We start from the raw sequence: 18015 nt of genomic DNA, 5'->3' as shown, positions 1-18015 counted from the left end.
TCCCTTACCCGCGCCGCATGAGCGACAAGGCGCTCGCTGGCGTCGCGCCACTTGCCGTGACGGAATAAGCACGGCCGAGCTCGATGCTATTTGTCGAAAGCCGAGCCAACACCTGACCATCGACAGTCAAGATCACATAGGCGAGCGGGATGACCGTCGCGCTGCTATCTGTCTTTTGGTCGGTGACGACGGCATAGCCCCATCCCTTCAGCGCCGCTTCCAGCGCCTGTCCGAAGGGCGAGGTATCAGTCTTGAGCGCAACGGTCGCCTTTCCCGGCCCGATCTGTTCAGCAAGGCGGCTCACCATATCGCCGGCGATTGCGCTGGCTGCAGGACCGGAGATTTCCGGCGGCGCGGTGCTGGAATCGAGCCCTTCTGTTCCGGCCGACTGGCATCCGGAAAGAAGGGCGGCCAGGGCGCAGGTTGCCGCAAAATTGCGGAGGCGTTGCAAGAGGCGCGAATGGGAGAGAGGGATGTTCATTACCGCCCTCCCCGCTTGATGGAGATCTTTTCCTGTTTCCAACCGACCCCCGACACGAGCACCGCGCGATCGACATGGTAGTCAACGACCATCATGTCGCCCTTCATGCGGTAGTTCACAATCCGGTTCTGCCCGCCTGACGTGACGAACAAAACCGGTGCATCCTGGCCGGAGATCGAGCGTGGAAACTGGATGTAGGTCTTGAGCCCATCGGAATAGACCCGCGTCGGTCGCCAGCCCGCGTTGCCCGAAACAGAATAGGCGAAGTTCAGCTGCTCGGCCGGAACACCCGCGCCCGGGATGGTGGTCGCCTCGATCCGGGCGTTGATGTCGGCCAGCTTCGCCGAAACATCCTCCGGATATTCGAAGCCGACACGCGCCATATACTGCGTCGAGTGGGACTTGAGCTGAATGTGATAGGTACGCCTGGACGTCGTCACCACCATCGATGTGACGAGAGCAGGCTCCGACGGCTTGACGATCAGGTGGATGGCCTGCCCGCCAGCGGCACCCGACGTCGCGGGCTCCACCTTCCAGCGCACGGTGTCACCGACCAGCACGTCGCGGACGACCTCCCCGCCTTGAAGTTCGATATCGCAAACCTGTAGCGGCGAGCAAACGACGGATGGCTGAACCTCGCCATAAAGGAAGATCACCTTGCCGTCGGCACCCTTGGTAACCAGACCGCGAGACCCGCGCCACTGGGTGGAGATACCCATGCCCTTTGCTTCGTTGGCTGTGACGCTATCGGCAGCATATGCATGCAGCGGAGCGACCACTGAATACGCCAACAGTGCCGAGGCGAGCGCGCCCGTCAGGCTGGCCCGTGTTCTTGTGCGCGGGATGATCATGTTCGGGGCCATGCCTTTCAAAGCTGTGCTGTCCAGTCGAAGTCGCGGAGATAAAGACCGATGGGGTTCAAGCGAATGACGCCCTCGTCTTGTGGCGGCGTCAGGGTCACGGTTGCGATCCCACGGAAGCGGCGTACGGCGGTTTCCTTGCCGCGCCGGTCGCGCTCGAATTCGGTCCAGTCTACCTGGTAGCTCTGGTTCGACAGCGCGACGATGTTGTTCACCTCGATGGCCACCGTCGAGTTCTTCGCTTTCTCGAACGGCGAGTTGGAGCGAAACCAGGCATTGACCTTTTCAGTGGCCGGGTCGGATGTCCTCAGCAGCCCATAAGTTCTGTCGATGTACTGCTTCTGCACGACGGCGTCCGGAGTCACGCTTCGAAAGTTCGACACGAAGCTGCCGAGGGTCGCACGCACCACGCGCGGATCGGCATATTCGATCTGCTGCGGGAAGCCGGCATTGACGGCCGTGCCCAGCTTGTCGACCTCGACGATATAGGGAACGAGCTTGACCTGCGTGCTTTGATAAAGCGCGTAGCCAAAACCGATCACAGCCATGGTCATGCCGGCGATGCCGACGATGCGCCAGGCGGCGGCTGATCTGACATAGGAGCCATAACGCTCGTTCCATTCGTTGCGAGCGGCGATATAGGGATTGGCAAGATCGGGATGATCAAGCGGATTGTGTCCGGCCATGACTGATCGGCCTCCAGTTATTTGTTCTCGTTGATCGGCGGGGGTGGAGGCGGTGATGTGGTTCGTCCCGATTGCTGGTCGAGTTTGGCGTTGGCAAGCCCCAGCAGCGAACCGGCATAGGCACCGGGGGAAGCGATCGCCTTATCCTTGGCCGCCGAGCCAACGGCACCTGCCGCACCACCGATGCCTGCTTCCATACCGCGCATCGCGGCACTGCCGAGGGACGCTCCCCCTGCCCTTGCCGCTCTTGCTGCCTGAAAACCTCTGCTGGCTGCTGCCGTCGCCAAAAAGCCGGCGCCGGCCGCAAAGGATGCGGCCTGTCCGCCATGGCGGATGGCTTCCATGCCACCGGAAACGGAAGCACCCTGAACGACGCCCTGCAGGATCGGTGGCACATACATGGCGATGACGAAGACCACGACCGAAATGCCGGCGATTGCAAGTGTGGTGATGAACTGCTCGGAGGTGGCTGTCGGTGCCTCGGCCAGGCCCAGCAGAATGTCGGAGCCGATCTTGGCAATCATCACCAGCGCCATCAGTTTCATGCCGACCGAGAAGGCGTAGACCAGATATTTGACGGCAAAGTCCTTGGTATATGACGTACCGCCCAATCCGAGCATGATCATGCCGGCGAGCAAGCCGACATACATCTCCACCATGACCGAGACGAAGATCGCGGCAACGAGGGAGAAGCAGACGACGACCACGACCATGGCGAAGACGGCGGCGATCGCCAGGGAGTTATCCTCGAACAGGCCAAATTTCGCCTGTTCGGACATCTTGGTCGCGACACGAATACCGGCGTCGAAAATGTTGGCGGGAGAGGCCGACCCGCCGCCAGCGCCGATCTGGTAGAGGCTATCGACGACCGCCTTGGCGAAGGCCGGCCCCTGATCGAGGATGAAGGCGAACAGTCCGATGAACATGATGCGCTTCACGAGCTCTGCAAACCAGCTGTCGAGCGACGCGGCATTAATTGCCAGCCATACGGCGGCGATGCCGACCTCGATGCCCGCCAATATCCAGAACAGCGACCGCGCCGCATTCATTACCGTCGTCTCCCAGCCTTTGGCGGCCGCAACGACGGAATTCTCCAGCGTAGTGAGCACTTGACCCTGCTGCGCCATAGCCGGCGTGCTCGCGACCAGTACGAGGCCGATTGCGACGACGGCGCGCTCGATGCGCCGGGAGGGATGAACGATCACCATCTCGGCTTCATCTCCTGGCCGCCGCGAATGTCGCGCTCGGCGTTGCCGCCAAAGAACTTTTCCCGGTGAGCCCGGCGGTCTGCGTCTGATGCAGCTTGCGGTGATGCTTCGCCCGTTCCGGACAGGGCTGCTGGAGGTGGCTGGACGATCCATCTGGTGACGCCGACACCGGACGCGATGATCACCACGACAGCCATGATGATGACAAGACGCGGGCTCACCAGCGAGGCTCCATCGTCTGCCCGCCACGGATGTCATGCTCGCTTCCGCTGAAAAATTGCTCGCGCCGCGCCTGGGCGAGATCCTTTTGCGCCTGCTCCGACTGGAACCATGTCCCCATCATAGTCATCTGCTGGGAAACCAGACCCCGCAGCTTTTGCATTTGTGCGACTTGCTGGGCAGCGATCTGATGTCCGACCTGCAGCGCCTTCATCTGCCCGTCGGCCGATTCCGACATCGACCGTAGCGATGACATCGTGCTTTCCTCGCTTGAGAACTCGTCGGCTGTCAGGTTTGCGGCCTTCAAGGTGCCTCCGATCGTGTCGCGGTTGGTGTCGGACCAGTTCTGATAGGTGGAAGAGAAGCCTGCCCCGTCGGGCAGGTTGCTTTTCATCTCGGCAAAGCTCTGGAAGCGCTGCTTGAGCACGTCGTCGATATTGCCCATCGAAAACGCGACGCCCTGCCCTTGCTCCACGACGTTCTGCAGGTTCTTCAGGTCATTCTCGACCTGACCCCAGATGTGGCTCGGCAATTGAGCTGTGTTCTGCAGCATGTTGTTGTAGATGTTGATCTGGTTCTGGATCTGCTCGGCAAGCTGCGAAATCTGGGTAATCTGGTTGTTGACCTGCTCCGCCGACTTGCCGACCAGCGAGATCAGCTCGGCATTGTTGGCGAGCTGCGTCCATTCGGTTGCCTCCCCCGTCACGCCGCCCGCAGAAGCCGGAAGCGGCAAGGCGATCGCAAGCGCGGTGGCAACGACGAAGGACACATGAATAGTTTCAGGACGTCGGGAAGAGTGTCTCGGCATGGGTGATTCCCCTTTGCTGGAGCCAATGGAGAGGCCATCCGGCCCCGTGTTCGGAATGAAGGCTGCGAATGCGCTTCAAATCTTCCTTGCCGGACGCCCCGACAAACGAGAGGGCGACCGGACCGAGCGCCATGTTGAACAAACGACGACCTTCGGGGGAGACGACATAGTATTCGCGCTTGGGAGTGGCCGTCGCGACGATTTCGATTTGCCGTTCGTTGAAGCCGATGCGCTCATAGAACTCGCGTGTCCCCGGCTCGCGCGCGGCGCCATTCGGCAGGCAGATTTTTGTCGGGCAGCTCTCCTTGAGCACATCGATGATCCCGGATCGCTCGGCGTCCGAGATCGACTGGGTGGCAAGAACCACGGCGCAATTGGCCTTGCGCAGCACCTTCAGCCATTCGCGGATTTTGTCCCGAAACACCGGATGGCCGAGCATCAGCCAGGCCTCGTCGAGGATGATCAGGCTAGGCGCCCCGGTCAGGCGTTTTTCGATGCGGCGAAACAGGTAGGTGAGAACGGGAACGAGATTGCGCTCGCCCATGTTCATCAGCTCCTCGATTTCGAAGCACTGGAAGGCGCCGAGCGCCAGACCGTCCTGCTCGGCATCGAGCAACTGGCCCATCGGACCATCGACGGTATAGTGATGCAGCGCGTCCTTGATCTCGCGCATCTGGACACCGGACAGAAAGTCCGACAGCGAGCGGCCGCGGGATTCCGCCATCAGCGCCAACTGCCTGGAGATGGCGTTGCGATAATCCGGCGTGATCGTCACACCTTGCAATGCCACCAGTGTCTCGATCCACTCGGCCGCCCAGGCACGGTCACCATCGGTCGATAGTTCTGCCAACGGGCAAAACGCAAGAGCCCTCACCTCACCGTTCGCCGACGGGCCGATATCGCCACCGATCTGGTAGTGATCGCCGTCGACGCCCAACGTTAGGGGAAGCATTGAGCCGCCCTTGTCGAAGGCGAATACCTGCGCGCCTGCGTATCGGCGGAATTGCGCGGCAATCAGTGCCAGGAGCGTCGACTTGCCCGATCCGGTTGGGCCGAAAATCAGGGTATGGCCGACGTCGTCGACATGCAGGTTGAGCCTGAAAGGTGTTGAACCGGACGCCACCTGCATCAAGGGCGGCGAGGCCGGTGGATAGAACGGGCAAGGCGCGTTCGGACTGCCCGACCAGACGGAGTTCAGCGGGATAAGATCGGCGAGATTGCGGGTGTTGATCAGCGGCTCGCGAACGTTGGCGTAGGAAACGCCGGGCAGGCTGCCGAGAAAGGCATCCGTGGCGTTCAACGTCTCGATGCGTGCGCCAAATCCTTCGGCCTGGATCAGGCGACGGATAGCCTCGCACTTTTCCTGGAGGCGGGTGGGGTCTTCCTCAAATATCACGATGACCGGTGTGTAATAGCCATAGGCGACCAACTGCGAGGAGGCTTCGGCAATGGCGTCCTCGGCTTCTGCCACCATCAGCATGGCATCCTGATCGACCGAGCGGCTCTGGGTTTGGAAAAGCTGATCGAAGAACGGCCGTACTTTCTGCTGCCACTTCTTGCGGGTGCGCTCGAGCCTTGCCCTTGCTTCCTCAGCGTCGAGAAAGACGAAGCGTGACGACCAGCGATAGTTGAGCGGCATCCCGTCGAGCGTATTGAGAATGCCGGGCCAGCTTTCGGCCGGCAGACCGTCGATCGCCACCACGCCGAGAAACCGGTTCTCGACCATTGGGGTCAGGCCGTGCTGCAACTCGGCCGTCACCAGCCAGTCGAGATACATGGGGATGTCTGGCAGGCGAACCGGATGGTTCTCGCCGGTGACGCAGAAGCGAATGAACTGGAAGAGCTCGTCGTAGCGCGCGACACGGAACCCACCGCGATCCGGCGTTTCCCGGGTCATCATCCGGCGGATCGAGACGACATTGGCGAGATACTGTTCGACCTCACGAAACGAGGTCAAAAAGCTTTGCAACACCGTGTCGGCATAGGTAGCGGAACGGCTGGCCGCATCCGAATAGACATACCGCGTCAGGCCGGAGCGCCTTGGTTCCGGCGGTCGCCATGTCAGGATCAGCGCATGCCGGCTCTCGAAATGCCCCCTCTCCTTCTGAAAATGCGCCCGCCGCTCATCGTCGATGGCGCGTGTGACAGGATCAGGAAAGTTAGAATCCGCCTCGGTCGGGTAATCACCGGCCGGCACCCTGATGGCCTCGACCTGGATCATCCATCCGGAGCCGAGCCGCGAAAGGATGGCGTTGATCTGGCGCGAGACCTCATTGCGCTCGGCGTCGGTTGAGCTCTCACTATCCGGCCCCGCGAAATACCAACCGGCCATCAGCGAGCCGTCTTTCAGCAGGATGACCCCGTTATCGACGAGGCCGGCATAGGGCACGAGATCGGCAAAGGATGGTCCGGAATGGCGAAATGATTTGAGGGCGACCATCAGCAGCCCCTCAGAACTTGCGCCACGGCGACGAGGTCGCGCGATAGAACGTCTTGTAGGAGATATGGCGGAGATAGACGCGCCGCATTAGCGGATCGGATTTTGCCATCATGCGGAGTGCAGCAACCGCGACCAGCCAGATCGCGATGCCGAACAGCGCCGCATACCAGGTAAGCACCACGAAGATCAGGATGATGGCCGCAAGCGCCGTCAATAGCACCAGCTCGCGATCGGCACCCATCAGAAGGTTCGGGCGCGACAGCGCCCGGTGCACGCGCGAGCGTATAAGAGCGGAGCCCACCTCAGCCATGAGCCCCCTCCCCTTCAGTGGCCGGCGTCATCGTCGGTTCGGGAGTGCTTTGCTCGGCCTGTGCGTTGGCCTCGCCGATCGATGCGCCGGTCGCGCCGAAAAGGGCAACAATCTGGGTGGCTCCAAGCAGGACACCCCCAACGAGCGCGACATAGCAAAGCCTTCTCGCAAAATCGTTCAGCTCGCCCCCGAAGATCAGCATGGCGCCGGCAATGGCAACGGCGGCGAGGGCGATGAACCCGGCGACAGGCCCGGTGATCGATTGCTGGATCTGCTCCAGCGGCGCTTCCCACGGGAGACTGCCGCCGCCGGAAGAGGCAAGTGCTGAATCTGGAAGGCCGATTGTAACGGCGGCCAGTGCCGCACAGGTGAGAAGAAAATTGATTCTACGCGACATGGCTGTCCTCATCGATCTGGGCATAGTGTTCGGTCTGATAGCGGCCGTTGCGGTATCCCTCGATGTGGATGACCTCACGGACCCGCCTCCCCTTTCCCGTTCGCTCAATGGAGACGACGAGATCGACGGCCTCGCCGATCACCTCTTGCATCGGCTGCTGACTGGCTTCTGCCGTCAGCTGCTCCAGCCGGCGCAAAGCTGACATCGCCGTGTTGGAATGGATCGTTGTGACGCCGCCCGGATGTCCCGTGTTCCAGGCCTTGAGCAGCGTCAGTGCCGCGCCGTCGCGGACCTCGCCGACAATGATGCGGTCGGGCCGCAGGCGCATCGTGCTCTTCAGCAGGCGCGCCATGTCGATGGTGTCGCTGGTATGCAGTGACACGGCATTTTCGGCCGCGCATTGAATCTCGGCGGTGTCTTCGAGAATGACAATCCGATCCTCTGGAGCGGCAGTCACAATCTCGGCGATGATGGCATTAGCGAGAGTGGTCTTGCCCGACCCTGTGCCTCCGGAGATGACAATGTTCATCCGCGCATTGATCGCGCTTCGAATGGCGGACGCCTGTGCCTCAGTCATCGCCTTCGAGGTTACATATTCCGTGAGCGGAATCAGACGCGAGGCACGGCGGCGGATGGTGAATGCCGGACTTGAAACGATCGGTGGCAACAGCCCTTCGAAGCGGTGTCCGCCGATCGGCAGTTCGCCGGAGATGATCGGCCGCTCGTCGTCAGCCTCAGATTGCAGGGCATGGGCGACGGTGCCAATGACGACTTCGGCTGCGGCGGTGCTCATTGCGCCAGCTGGTGCCACGCCGTGTCCCAGCCGCTCAATGAACAGCCGACCGTCGGGATTGAGCATGATCTCGACCACGGTCGTATCATCGAGCGCGACGCAGAGCTGATCGCCGAGGGCATCCTGCAGTTTGCGGACCAGACGGGGATGGGAGCGGAGTTGGGTCACGCAGCGCTCCGGATCTGACGGCCGTGATGTCCGGCGATCGAGTGGTAACCATGCGGGCAAACGCGTTCAAAACTTTCCCGATCGGCTGGCAGGGCTCCAGCGACGGCAACGGTGTTACCGATAGCTGCAGGATCGCCGAGCCGCTTCATCGGCCATCCGGCCCGGTTCAGAATGCGCTCGAAGCGCAGGTCCGTTGCCGTCACGATCTCTTCGTAGCCGTTTGCCACCGACCACTCGATGATACCCGCAAACATGGTGAGGGTTGCGAGATGGAGCTGACCCCCTCCCCTTCCCTCAGCCAAGGACGTATCGACGCAAAAGCGGGAACTCTCGACCATGTTGGCAGACACGTTGAGTGAATTGGATGCCAGCAATTGCGGGAATGTCCGCTCTAGCATGGTCGGCCCCAACGCCGGCAGCAGGCGCGCGCAGCCGACGACCCTTTGGCCGTCTGTGACCGCAAGGATATAGGTCGGGTCGAGATCGTCGTATTCGTCACGCTCACCCGCGTCGGTAATGGAGACATCCCATTCCAGGCGTTCGCCAAAGACTGCGGCGCGTAGGCTGTGCATCTGCCTTAGATGATTGGAATGACCGACATATCGATCTGGCGAAATGGTTAAAACCTGCATCTTGATCTCCGCATGACGTGGACATGCCGGAGAAAGATCATCTGAAAACACGGATGGCTATCTGCAGATCTGCAGCAAGCTGAGTCGGCATGGACCTGCGTCTTCGGCTAACCAGGCACGGCTAAACCACAGGATTCTGTCTGCAGATCTGCAGAGCTCAAGGAATAGATATTCAGCGAAGAATCGGCCTAACTTGCGGATACATATTGAGAATTGCGACCGCCGCCGGAATTTCAGGAAATGGCGTTAACTTCTTGTTAACTCTAATTCTCTTGCAGCATTGTTAGAATCGTGCGTTATCTTGAGACGGCATAAGCGCGTCTGACGCTTCTAAACCGTCTTGAACCTGAGGCTAAAGTGAACGTGATCGACAGGCACATCAGTAGAACAGCAACGTCTGCACATATCACGCAGCGCGCTGAAGCGCTATCTGCGCGACTCCGTGCGGTTGGCGAACGCGCCTTTCCTCCGACAGCGCAGAAGTCGCTTCGATCTTTCACGTCTGGCGAAGTGGCCGAGATAGTCGGCGTGTCTGACGGGTACCTGCGCCAACTGTCGCTGGATGGCCTCGGCCCGACGCCGGATATTGGTGCCGGAGGGCGGCGCTCCTATACGCTGGAACAGATCAATGAGTTGCGGCGATATCTCGCTGAGGCGCGTCCGAAAGAAGCTGGGCGATTTTGGCCGCGTCGTCGTGAAGGTGATAAACTTCAAATCATAACCGTCGCAAACTTCAAGGGTGGGTCCGCCAAGACGACCACCTCACTGTATCTCGCGCAGGGTTTGGCGCTACAGGGTTACAGAGTTCTCGCAATCGATCTCGATCCCCAGGCCTCGCTTTCCGCGATGTTCGGGTATCAGCCCGAGTTTGACGTTGCCGAAAATGCCACGATCTACGGCGCCATCCGGTATGACGACCAGCGCGTACCGATGATGGATGTGATTCGACCGACCTACTTCACGGGCATCAGCATTGTCCCTGGCAATCTCGAACTGATGGAGTTCGAGCATCAAACGCCGCGCTTCATGCTTCAGAACCGAGGACGGCCGGAAGATCTTTTCTTCAGGCGTGTCGCAAGCGCCATCAATCAGGTCGAAAACGAATACGATATCGTCGTTATCGACTGCCCGCCCCAGCTGGGCTTCCTTACAATGGGCGCCCTTAATGCTGCGACAGGCATGATTGTCACTGTTCATCCGCAAATGGTGGACGTCGCGTCTATGAGCCAGTTCCTTCTCATGACGTCCGATCTTGTATCGGTCATCGAAGAAGCGGGTGGCAAGCTCGACTATGACTTCTTAAGGTTCCTTATCACCCGCCATGATCCGCGAGACGTCCCCGAGCAAGAAATCGTCGGTCTCCTTCGCGATGTATTCGGAACTGATGTGATGGCTGCGGCAGCCTGGAAGTCGACTGCGATCGCCAATGCCGGTTTGACCAAACAATCTCTCTTTGAGTTGTCGCGTGGTGCGGTAGGTCGGTCGACGTACGATCGCGCCATGGAATCTATCAATGCCGTGAACCATGAAGCCGTCGGCTTGATCAATGACGTGTGGGGCAGATGATCATGCTTCACGCTCAAAGGAATCAATCCTTTAGCTTGTTGTCAGCTGACGACGCCATGTCGGTGCGCCCACAAGAGAAACGTTTTGATCGGGGAGACCAAAGATGAGTAAACGAACTCAGTCAGTTCGCAATCTCTTTGCCGCTGGGCCGGATGTGGTGCCGACGGCGGAGACCCGTCAACCGATGCAGCGTGTAGCGTCAGGCGCCGTGAGGTCCTTGAAGGACACCTTCTCGGAAGTTGAGAGGGATTACGAGGAACTCAAGCAGCGGGTTGCCGAAGGCGCCCTTCCAGTTGACCTTGATCCCTTACTTATCGACCCCTCTCCTTTCGCCGATCGTTTTGCGGATCAGGATCCGTCCGCTGTCGAAGCGCTCAAGACCTCGTTCCTGGAGCACGGGCAGGAAATACCTATCCTCGTTCGCAACCATCCGAGCGAGCCTGGCCGCTATCAGATTGCTTACGGCCATCGCCGCGTGCGCGCTGCTAGTGAACTTGGGGTCAAGGTTAAAGCTTACGTACGCGAGCTAGGAGACGACCGTCTCGTTGTTGCGCAAGGCATAGAAAACTCCGCGCGCGAAGACCTTACCTTCATTGAGCGCTCGACGTTCGCGCTGAAACTCGAAGATGGTGGCTTCGATCGGACGCTCATTCAGACTGCTCTTTCGGTTGATCGTCAGGAAGCGTCGAAACTCATCAATGTAGGTCGCGCAGTGCCCGTCTGGTTGAGCCAGGCGATCGGAAGAGCCCCGAAAATCGGCCGCCCCCGGTGGCAGGAGCTCGCCGACCTTCTCAAGACTGAAGGTGCGGAAGCAAAAGCGCGCAAAGCAATGGGCGACAAGTCTTTCGGCCACAAGTCGTCAGATGATCGCTTTATCGCGGTGCTTCGTGCCGTCAAGGCAGTTGATAAGCTAAGCTCGGTGAAACCCCATGCGCTTAGCGCAAAGTCTGCAGATGGATCCGAGATCGCGACCCTTGCTGTCACAGGTAAGGTTTGCAAGATCCAGATAGATAGGGATCGCGACGAGGCATTTGCCAAGTTCTTGATGGATCGTATTCCCGATCTTTACGAGAACTTCCGGCAGACCGCGTCCGGGTCAGAAAGTTAGAAAAGGAAGAAACCGCAAAAGAAAAAGGCCCCCAAACGTTGCCGTCGTGGAAGCCTCTCTCATTGGTCTAAGCAGCCTGAGAATCGCATTTCCATGAATCCCAGTCAAGAGTCTTTGGCGCCGTTTTGGTGAGTGGATTTCTTTTGCCGATCGAAAGGTGAAAGAAGAATGCAAAGTGGAAGTATAACGACGCCCTTCGGGCGGCGGCAGGTGACGCTTGCCTTGGTCAAGGCACAATTCAAGATCTCCGACCTCCGAACGGGAAAGACTGCGGATAAGTGGAAAGTGTATCGTGACGTCTGTGACGCTCGAACGCTGCTCGGACTACGCGATCGTGCGCTTGCCGTACTCAACGCCCTCCTGTCGTTCTATCCTGAAGCGGAACTCAGCGACGATGAAAACCTTGTGGTCTTTCCGTCTAATGCCCAGTTGATCGCTCGCGCAAACGGTATCGCCGGCACGACCCTGAGAGAGAACCTGGCTGTGCTGGTTGATGCCGGCCTCATAAATCGCAACGATAGCCCCAATGGCAAGCGCTACGTGAGGCGGGGCAAGGATGGTGCGGTCGAAACAGCTTACGGGTTCAGTCTTGCTCCCTTGCTTGCACGGTCAGACGAAATCGCTCTCATGGCGCAGCAGGTTGCCGAGGACGCTAGGCGCCTGAAGGTCGTTAAAGAACGCATAACTATCACTCGCAGGGACGTCCGTAAGCTCATCACGGCTGCCGTTGAAGATGGTGCGGCCGACGATTGGGAGATGATGGAGGCAACCTACGTCGCGGCCGTGGCCAAGTTAAAAGGGGCCAAATCGAAGCCGGATTTTGAAGCGGTTCTAGATGAATTGACGCTTCTGCGTGAAGGCGTCCTCAACGTACTGGAATGCCAAGTTTTTTCAGGAGATTCCGACACCAATGGTAACGATATCCGTCAGCACATACAGAATTCAAATACCGACTCTATAAGTGAACTTGAACCTCGCTCCGAAAAAGAGCAGGGGCAAAGGTCAGGGCAAAATCTTGTCCGGCATGCCGAGCCGCTGAAGACTTTCCCAATTGGATTGGTAATGCGGGCGTGCCCTGAAATAGCAGCCTACGCTCCAGGAGGGGAGGTTCGAGGCTGGCGAGACCTTATGTCCGCCGCGGTCGTCGTTCGTTCGACCTTGGGTGTAAGCGCTTCAGCTTATCAGGACGCTTGCGAGGCTATGGGCGCCGAGAACGCGGCCGTGGCGATGGCTGCGATACTTGAGAGGGCAGGGCACATCAATTCGGCCGGGGGATATCTTCGTGATCTCACGTCAAGAACACGGCGCGGCGAGTTTTCTCTCGGCCCGATGCTAATGGCGCTCCTCAAGGTCAATTCAGAAGGGGCGATGCGTGCATGAAGAGGCGAACTAGCTGGTGACATCTGTCTGAAAGACTGAAGTGAGCGCTGTTGTCAGCTGACGACACATTAAACCATTGAAATTGCTGAACCTCATATGGTAAGCGCATCAGGCATGGGCGGGATAACCTAACCAACGTCCTCCGGTAACCTCGGTCACATTCAGCGCCTCCCGCAAACAGGTGCGGTTCAGACCTTGGACACCGTCGATTTGGTTCTCCAGAGTATAGCCGTTGTCTGCTGACCGTCAGAGCCCTGTGAACCAAGTCAGGTGCGGCAATGTGTGAGCGGGTTCCATTGGGCTAAGCTGTAGGCCGATACTATAAGACAATTGAAACCAGCAGGCTGGTAGATCTGCCGATATCGCGCTCAGGGCTGGAGGAAGAAGGAATTGCTTAGTGTCGAGAAGAGCTTCTCGCTCGGTGATTTCGAGACCTATCTCGATAATCTCTGGGCAGATCCTGAACAGGAACTAAGACTACCGAACACGTTAAAAGCTGATGCGATTGGCGGTCAGGCGTCTCTCCTGCAGCTGGTTATCACCTGGGCCCGTCGAGCAACTGAAAACACCGCTTTGCGAATTTACGCGGATGGGAACGACGAGGTGTCGATTGGGCACTTTTCGCGTACCGCGGTTGGTCTGGTGGCGTTGAATTTTGCTCGCGCAATTCGCGGATACGGAGATGCCGCGATCGAGCGATCTGAGGCTATGGAAACAGCCTTGCCGTTTGTTGAAGCGATGCACTTCGGCCACCTCAGTGATCTCCGAGCGTTCGCAAAAACGACCATTCCTTTAATATGCATCGATAACGCTAAACGTCTGGCACGCCCCAACCGTCTCTACAGCCCAAACAGCGATCAAGTCAGAAGCCGCCGCGATTTTGCCGATTTGCTCCATGCAGCCGGAGGGGTGATTATTCCTCGATCTCGTCCTATCAGTGATCCGCGACTAATAAGTGCTGCAGCCAGCCTGATGTACGAGGCTTTTCTGAACACACATGAACACGCGCAGGCCGACGCCGCAGGCAATGCATATAGGAGGTCCGTCCGAGGGGTCCTCATCGGCTCCAGGTACATTAAGCGAGATAAGCTTGTTCCAAGTGCATCGGGGCACAGACCGATTGAGGACTACTTTCAAGCCTGGCGGCCCGATCACCCAGCAGCCCAACATGCACAGTTTGTGGAGATGTCTATTTTTGACAGCGGCGCTGGGATGGCCCAAACGTGGCTACAGAAGAAGGGGCGAGTTTCCACGGGAATTCTTGGTGGTCAGATATCAATCGAGGATGAGTTCCAAGCGGTACTTTCATGCTTTCGAAAGGGTGGGACAACCAAGGGAGGCGAGACGAGCGGCAACGGGCTTTTTAGAATAATGCGCGTTGTCAGCGATAATGGTGGGTTCATTCGCGTTCGTTCTGGAAGGCTTTCACTTGTCCACGTCGCCGGCGTACCTGGACACCAATCCGACGTTGACGAAGGTCTGGAGGACTCGATTGACGGTGGCCGACCTAATCAGCCTCGCGCATGGGCAGATGGAACTCTCATAACCGCAATGTTGCCTTTGAACCGAGAGCGTAATCAATGAATAGCCTCTATTCGTTTCGATGCCGGAGCGCTGAGGCGCCCAATGGGGCTTCAACGCTCGTAATCTTTTCTGGGCCAGGTGAATTCGATGCCAACGATCTGACGACAGCAGTTTCCGACCAGACGAGAAATGATCTGTCGCCCGAATTGGTGGTAATCCTATTCCCGGAATTATTGACCAAGGTTCTCACCGATCTCGGGGACGAGTTGGATGATATCTTTGCGCCAATTGCACGTGACGTTCCAATCGGCGCTTATTTATACGACCGCTGCGGACATGTGCGATTTTTGCGGGCCTTCCGAGCTGACCCTCCTAAGACACTCAACTTGGAGCCAATTCGGCGGCAGGGGCTGACCAAGCTCTTTCGCGATCGCGGAGGATTACTAGAAGCCGGGCCAACCGCGCATTTTATGAAGCCTTCCGGCCGAGCAGACAGTCGCTTTCTGCGAGCAGCACACGCATTGGCGGAGGGGGCGGAAATTTTTTTCTGCGCGTTCTGGATCCTTGAATTGCTGACCGATGACGTTCAGAGGATCCATGTCGACACGTCGGCGATCGCCAGCCTGGCCTTCGCGGCCGTACTTATGAAGGATCGAAAAACCGTTCCAGTCATAACAACGTTCAAGTCCTACGATGGCAAAGATACGCACCCCTTCCACAAAGACAGGAAGGAGCTGGTGCTTATCTCAGCCTCCCAGTCGGGGGAAATGGCTAAGGGGATTTCGAAGGTGGTTGCCGACCCGAAGATGGTTGTGACGCTGTTTTCCACGGCTCCGGCCAGCGCTCCCAACACTACTACTCTTGCGGACCTAGTTTACGATGGCGAGCTGAACCCAAATGGAATCCGACCGCAGACCACGCGAATTGACCCCAAAAACAGCCGGCCTATCAACCTGATCGGTGAGCATTTCCATGCGGTTCCCGACGGTCCCAGAGCGATCGTTCCCAAGCTTGACGACAAACCTGACGTTGTAAAAGGATTTCTGCCCCAATTAGTAGGGCAGGAAGTCTTTCGAGCCTATAAGTCAAGCCTTATCGCCAATTCCCGGAGAGCTATCTGGGTTGACGTAGAAAAATTGGTCCTTACCGACTTCTTCAGGAAATGGGTTAGAACACTCGTGGCGACGAGTATTCCGGCTTCGACACGTGCGATCGTTCATTTTGACGATGATCCCTCGTCCAAAACACTTGCTTCGGCCATCACGGCTGAAGTGCACGCGCAGGGAGGACGATTGGTGGAGTGCCGGACCCTTACTCTGAAGGAAATCGAGTCCGGAAAAATGGATTGGGAAATCTGCGAAGCCCCAGTCGTAGTTGTTGGAGGCGCTACTGGCCACGGCGCGGAGTTCCTTATGGCGAGTCGAGCGCTCCGGCAATACGCGCCTGCCTCTCACAGGATCTACATTACTACTGCAGCGATGCCTTCCTCTCCTGCGTTCTCCTCGGCGCTGAAGAGCAACCTGGAGCAGCCTACGTATAAGTTCCATAAATGGTTTGACATCTTAATTGATCGAGAACGGCTAGCGGAGAGCTGGCAGGCGGAACGAGCGCTGCTCGTTGAGGACGACAATCTTCCAAATGAACTCGAAAAGCGCTTGGGGGAGTTGGATAGCTCCCTTGGTCTCATCGACAATTTGTTCCTTGAAGGGCTGGGAGGCAAACTTAAACTAAGAGATAATTTCGCTTTTTGGCCCCGTACCGTGAACTGTTCAACGTCGTCTCAAGCAGACGTGTTCACCACGATAGCGGCTATTGTGGCAAACATCCGCTCGGGAAAGGACACGATGCAATCCGAACGGCTGCTCAATGATGCGTATAACCACTGTGTTATTGCAGCAGAGACGTTCTTCCGCTTCAACGACGGGATAATACAAGCGGCCTTTATCAGGGCGTCCCTCCCGATCGAACTCGACTATCGCGATGCCCCAATCGAAAGTGAACGTATGGCGGACCTAGTCGGGAGAATGGTAGATTTGCAGCATCTGCCGCACGGCGAAGCGCTAAGCGAATTCTTACTCAGCCTCGCGCTTCAAAGATTGAAATTGACGCCCGCCAGTGAAAAGTCCCTGAAAGCCAAACTCGACGCCAGTGCCCCGGATCTCTCAGAAGTGAACCAATGGATCATTAAGAAGATTCCATGGACATACTGAAGGTGGCGCAGTGCGACATTTTGGGGCTAGCTTCCGGTACTCCCCAGACCGGAATGGCCCCGGGCGGAGCTACCAAGCTTCGTAACGGTGTCAAATGCCGCCTTGACCACCGGGGCGATCACTATCTGTGCGATCCGATCTCCTGATTTGACTGTGTAGGAGGTCTCGGAGGTATTTAAAAGGATGACGATAACCTCGCCGCGATAGTCACTGTCGATCGTACCAGGGGAGTTCAGGACCGTTAGTCCATGGTGCGACGCAAGGCCCGATCGCGGACGAACCTGTGCTTCCATGGATTCGGGAATTTCTATGCAAATTCCCGTTGGAATATTTGCTCGCTTGCCCGGCCCCAAGATTATGGCTGGGCCGTTGAATGCCGCGAAGAGGTCAGCTCCCGCTGAGCCGCTCGTTTTGTATTCTGGTGGAGTGGCTTGCTCATTCAAAAGGACTACCCTGACTGCCGGATTGTCGCTCATCCTCATCGCTCCTTCTCCGAGGCTCACAACTTGCATATCATTTTTCGTTGGGCGAACCACGCTAGGAGTTTAATAGAGAAACCGCTCGCTATCGCGGTTAAATCATGCGGGCTGCCCGACCTGTCCGTCGTGTGCTGTTGTTGTAGTAGCTGGATGCCTGCTGTATCGATCGGTGTCGTGACTGCTCCATTGCCTCGGGCAGGGGAATGCCACGGTTCGCCGCCTCGGTCAGATAGCCCGAGCGTAACCCGTGCGCAGAAAACTCCGCACTGTCCAATCCAGCCATCTCCGCCCGCTGCTTGAGGATCGCATTGACCGATTGCGGATCAATCGCGCGTCGCGAAACCGTTCCCCAACGCCCAATCGCCCGAAACACGCTCCCGCTCTCGATTTTGGCGGCCACCATCCAGGCATTCAGCGCTTCCACCGGCCGGCCGGTCAGATAGACGGTATCGTCCTCGTCGCCGCTTGTCGTCTTGGTGCGGCCGAGATGAATGGCGAGAGAGGGGAGGGGGCTCCCGCCTTCGACCGGAATGGGCGGCTCGACGGTCAACTGTTCGCGGCGCAGCCCGGCGATCTCGCTGCGCCGGCGACCACCGGAGGCAAAGGCGACCATCAGGATCGCGCGGTCCCGCAGATCGCGCAGACTGTCGGTCGCGCAGGTCGCCAGCAGTCTTGCCAGGACGTCGCCGGTGACCGCCTTGGCGCTCTTGCGAAGACGTTGTCTTGGCGCGGCTCGGATCGCCAGC

At 58.3% G+C, this 18015-nt stretch carries 18 protein-coding genes; 5 read left to right on the top strand and 13 right to left on the bottom strand.

All coding sequences use genetic code 11. The features are described 5' to 3' along the window. Nucleotides 1-4 precede the first annotated feature (4 nt). Genes trbH through HX899_RS06125 form a run of 11 tightly spaced genes read right to left on the bottom strand, consistent with a single transcriptional unit; the run spans nucleotide 5 to nucleotide 9002 of the window. Complete coding sequence (gene trbH, locus HX899_RS06175) at nucleotides 5-481, bottom strand: conjugal transfer protein TrbH (protein ID WP_181291868.1); 477 nt, start codon at nucleotides 479-481, stop codon at nucleotides 5-7. Continuing rightward, complete coding sequence (gene trbG / locus HX899_RS06170) at nucleotides 481-1332, bottom strand: P-type conjugative transfer protein TrbG (protein ID WP_181291867.1); 852 nt, start codon at nucleotides 1330-1332, stop codon at nucleotides 481-483. The genes trbH and trbG overlap by 1 nt, the downstream gene beginning before the upstream one ends. Nucleotides 1333-1349: 17 nt before the next feature. Next, nucleotides 1350-2027, bottom strand: coding sequence for a conjugal transfer protein TrbF (locus HX899_RS06165; RefSeq protein ID WP_181291866.1), 678 nt, complete (start codon nucleotides 2025-2027; stop codon nucleotides 1350-1352). 17 nt (nucleotides 2028-2044) lie between these two features. Continuing rightward, nucleotides 2045-3235, bottom strand: a complete 1191-nt coding sequence (trbL, locus tag HX899_RS06160) for a P-type conjugative transfer protein TrbL (RefSeq protein WP_181291865.1) — start codon at nucleotides 3233-3235, stop codon at nucleotides 2045-2047. Next, the gene (trbK, locus tag HX899_RS06155; RefSeq protein WP_168475403.1) at nucleotides 3229-3456 is read right to left on the bottom strand and encodes an entry exclusion protein TrbK; all 228 of its coding nucleotides are present in this window, start codon (nucleotides 3454-3456) and stop codon (nucleotides 3229-3231) included. The genes trbL and trbK overlap by 7 nt, the downstream gene beginning before the upstream one ends. Then, nucleotides 3453-4262 (bottom strand): P-type conjugative transfer protein TrbJ, encoded by an 810-nt coding sequence (gene trbJ, locus HX899_RS06150; RefSeq protein WP_181291864.1) that lies wholly within the window; start codon nucleotides 4260-4262, stop codon nucleotides 3453-3455. The genes trbK and trbJ overlap by 4 nt, the downstream gene beginning before the upstream one ends. Next, a complete protein-coding gene (locus HX899_RS06145) occupies nucleotides 4234-6702 on the bottom strand; it encodes a conjugal transfer protein TrbE (protein WP_181291863.1) in 2469 nt (822 codons plus the stop codon). The genes trbJ and HX899_RS06145 overlap by 29 nt, the downstream gene beginning before the upstream one ends. Before the next feature lie 10 nt (nucleotides 6703-6712). Then, nucleotides 6713-7012: a conjugal transfer protein TrbD gene (locus HX899_RS06140; protein ID WP_181291862.1), complete on the bottom strand. Its 300-nt coding sequence runs from the start codon at nucleotides 7010-7012 to the stop codon at nucleotides 6713-6715. Beyond that, entirely contained in the window at nucleotides 7005-7409 is a 405-nt protein-coding gene (gene trbC / locus HX899_RS06135) for a conjugal transfer pilin TrbC (protein ID WP_181291861.1), read from the bottom strand. The genes HX899_RS06140 and trbC overlap by 8 nt, the downstream gene beginning before the upstream one ends. Continuing rightward, nucleotides 7399-8370, bottom strand: coding sequence for a P-type conjugative transfer ATPase TrbB (gene trbB / locus HX899_RS06130; RefSeq protein ID WP_181291860.1), 972 nt, complete (start codon nucleotides 8368-8370; stop codon nucleotides 7399-7401). The genes trbC and trbB overlap by 11 nt, the downstream gene beginning before the upstream one ends. Continuing rightward, the gene (locus HX899_RS06125; RefSeq protein ID WP_181291936.1) at nucleotides 8367-9002 is read right to left on the bottom strand and encodes an acyl-homoserine-lactone synthase; all 636 of its coding nucleotides are present in this window, start codon (nucleotides 9000-9002) and stop codon (nucleotides 8367-8369) included. The genes trbB and HX899_RS06125 overlap by 4 nt, the downstream gene beginning before the upstream one ends. Before the next feature lie 357 nt (nucleotides 9003-9359). Between HX899_RS06125 and repA the strand changes: the two genes are divergently transcribed. The 5 genes from repA to HX899_RS06100 all read left to right on the top strand — a co-directional run bounded on the left by repA (nucleotide 9360) and on the right by HX899_RS06100 (nucleotide 16790). Further along, on the top strand, nucleotides 9360-10568 hold the full coding sequence (gene repA, locus HX899_RS06120) for a plasmid partitioning protein RepA (RefSeq protein WP_407073868.1): 1209 nt from the start codon (nucleotides 9360-9362) through the stop codon (nucleotides 10566-10568). Nucleotides 10569-10671: 103 nt separating this feature from the next. After that, nucleotides 10672-11676, top strand: a complete 1005-nt coding sequence (gene repB, locus HX899_RS06115) for a plasmid partitioning protein RepB (protein ID WP_181291859.1) — start codon at nucleotides 10672-10674, stop codon at nucleotides 11674-11676. A 168-nt stretch (nucleotides 11677-11844) separates the two neighbouring features. Beyond that, nucleotides 11845-13056, top strand: a complete 1212-nt coding sequence (repC, locus tag HX899_RS06110; RefSeq protein ID WP_181291858.1) for a plasmid replication protein RepC — start codon at nucleotides 11845-11847, stop codon at nucleotides 13054-13056. A gap of 390 nt (nucleotides 13057-13446) precedes the next feature. Next, nucleotides 13447-14640 (top strand): hypothetical protein, encoded by a 1194-nt coding sequence (locus HX899_RS06105; protein WP_181291857.1) that lies wholly within the window; start codon nucleotides 13447-13449, stop codon nucleotides 14638-14640. Beyond that, a complete protein-coding gene (locus HX899_RS06100) occupies nucleotides 14637-16790 on the top strand; it encodes a hypothetical protein (protein WP_181291856.1) in 2154 nt (717 codons plus the stop codon). Before HX899_RS06105 ends, HX899_RS06100 begins: the two co-directional genes overlap by 4 nt. Nucleotides 16791-16816: 26 nt before the next feature. Here HX899_RS06100 and dut read toward each other — a convergent pair whose 3' ends face one another. Together dut and HX899_RS06090 are read right to left on the bottom strand one after the other, a co-directional pair. Beyond that, nucleotides 16817-17266 carry a dUTP diphosphatase gene (gene dut / locus HX899_RS06095; RefSeq protein WP_210273703.1) on the bottom strand — a complete coding sequence of 150 codons (450 nt, stop codon included), beginning with the start codon at nucleotides 17264-17266 and terminating at the stop codon, nucleotides 16817-16819. 97 nt (nucleotides 17267-17363) lie between these two features. Next, nucleotides 17364-18015, bottom strand: a 652-nt coding sequence (locus HX899_RS06090; protein ID WP_181291854.1) for a site-specific integrase, incomplete at its 5' end; no start/stop codon positions are given.

The sequence above is a fragment of the Rhizobium sp. WYCCWR 11146 genome (assembly GCF_013591995.1).
Lineage (GTDB): Bacteria > Pseudomonadota > Alphaproteobacteria > Rhizobiales > Rhizobiaceae > Rhizobium > Rhizobium indicum.
Note: the sequence above shows the minus strand (reverse complement) of the source record. Positions and strands in the feature narration are given on the sequence as shown.

Bases quoted from the DNA above. Each gene is read 5' to 3' on its own strand.
- trbH (WP_181291868.1), bottom strand. From the start codon at position 481: ATGAACATCCCTCTCTCCCATTCGCGCCTCTTGCAACGCCTCCGCAAT.
- trbG (WP_181291867.1), bottom strand. From the start codon at position 1,332: ATGATCATCCCGCGCACAAGAACACGGGCCAGCCTGACGGGCGCGCTC.
- HX899_RS06165 (WP_181291866.1), bottom strand. From the start codon at position 2,027: ATGGCCGGACACAATCCGCTTGATCATCCCGATCTTGCCAATCCCTAT.
- trbL (WP_181291865.1), bottom strand. From the start codon at position 3,235: ATGGTGATCGTTCATCCCTCCCGGCGCATCGAGCGCGCCGTCGTCGCA.
- trbJ (WP_181291864.1), bottom strand. From the start codon at position 4,262: ATGCCGAGACACTCTTCCCGACGTCCTGAAACTATTCATGTGTCCTTC.
- HX899_RS06145 (WP_181291863.1), bottom strand. From the start codon at position 6,702: ATGGTCGCCCTCAAATCATTTCGCCATTCCGGACCATCCTTTGCCGAT.
- HX899_RS06140 (WP_181291862.1), bottom strand. From the start codon at position 7,012: ATGGCTGAGGTGGGCTCCGCTCTTATACGCTCGCGCGTGCACCGGGCG.
- trbC (WP_181291861.1), bottom strand. From the start codon at position 7,409: ATGTCGCGTAGAATCAATTTTCTTCTCACCTGTGCGGCACTGGCCGCC.
- HX899_RS06125 (WP_181291936.1), bottom strand. From the start codon at position 9,002: ATGCAGGTTTTAACCATTTCGCCAGATCGATATGTCGGTCATTCCAAT.
- repB (WP_181291859.1), top strand. From the start codon at position 10,672: ATGAGTAAACGAACTCAGTCAGTTCGCAATCTCTTTGCCGCTGGGCCG.
- repC (WP_181291858.1), top strand. From the start codon at position 11,845: ATGCAAAGTGGAAGTATAACGACGCCCTTCGGGCGGCGGCAGGTGACG.
- HX899_RS06100 (WP_181291856.1), top strand. From the start codon at position 14,637: ATGAATAGCCTCTATTCGTTTCGATGCCGGAGCGCTGAGGCGCCCAAT.
- dut (WP_210273703.1), bottom strand. From the start codon at position 17,266: ATGAGCGACAATCCGGCAGTCAGGGTAGTCCTTTTGAATGAGCAAGCC.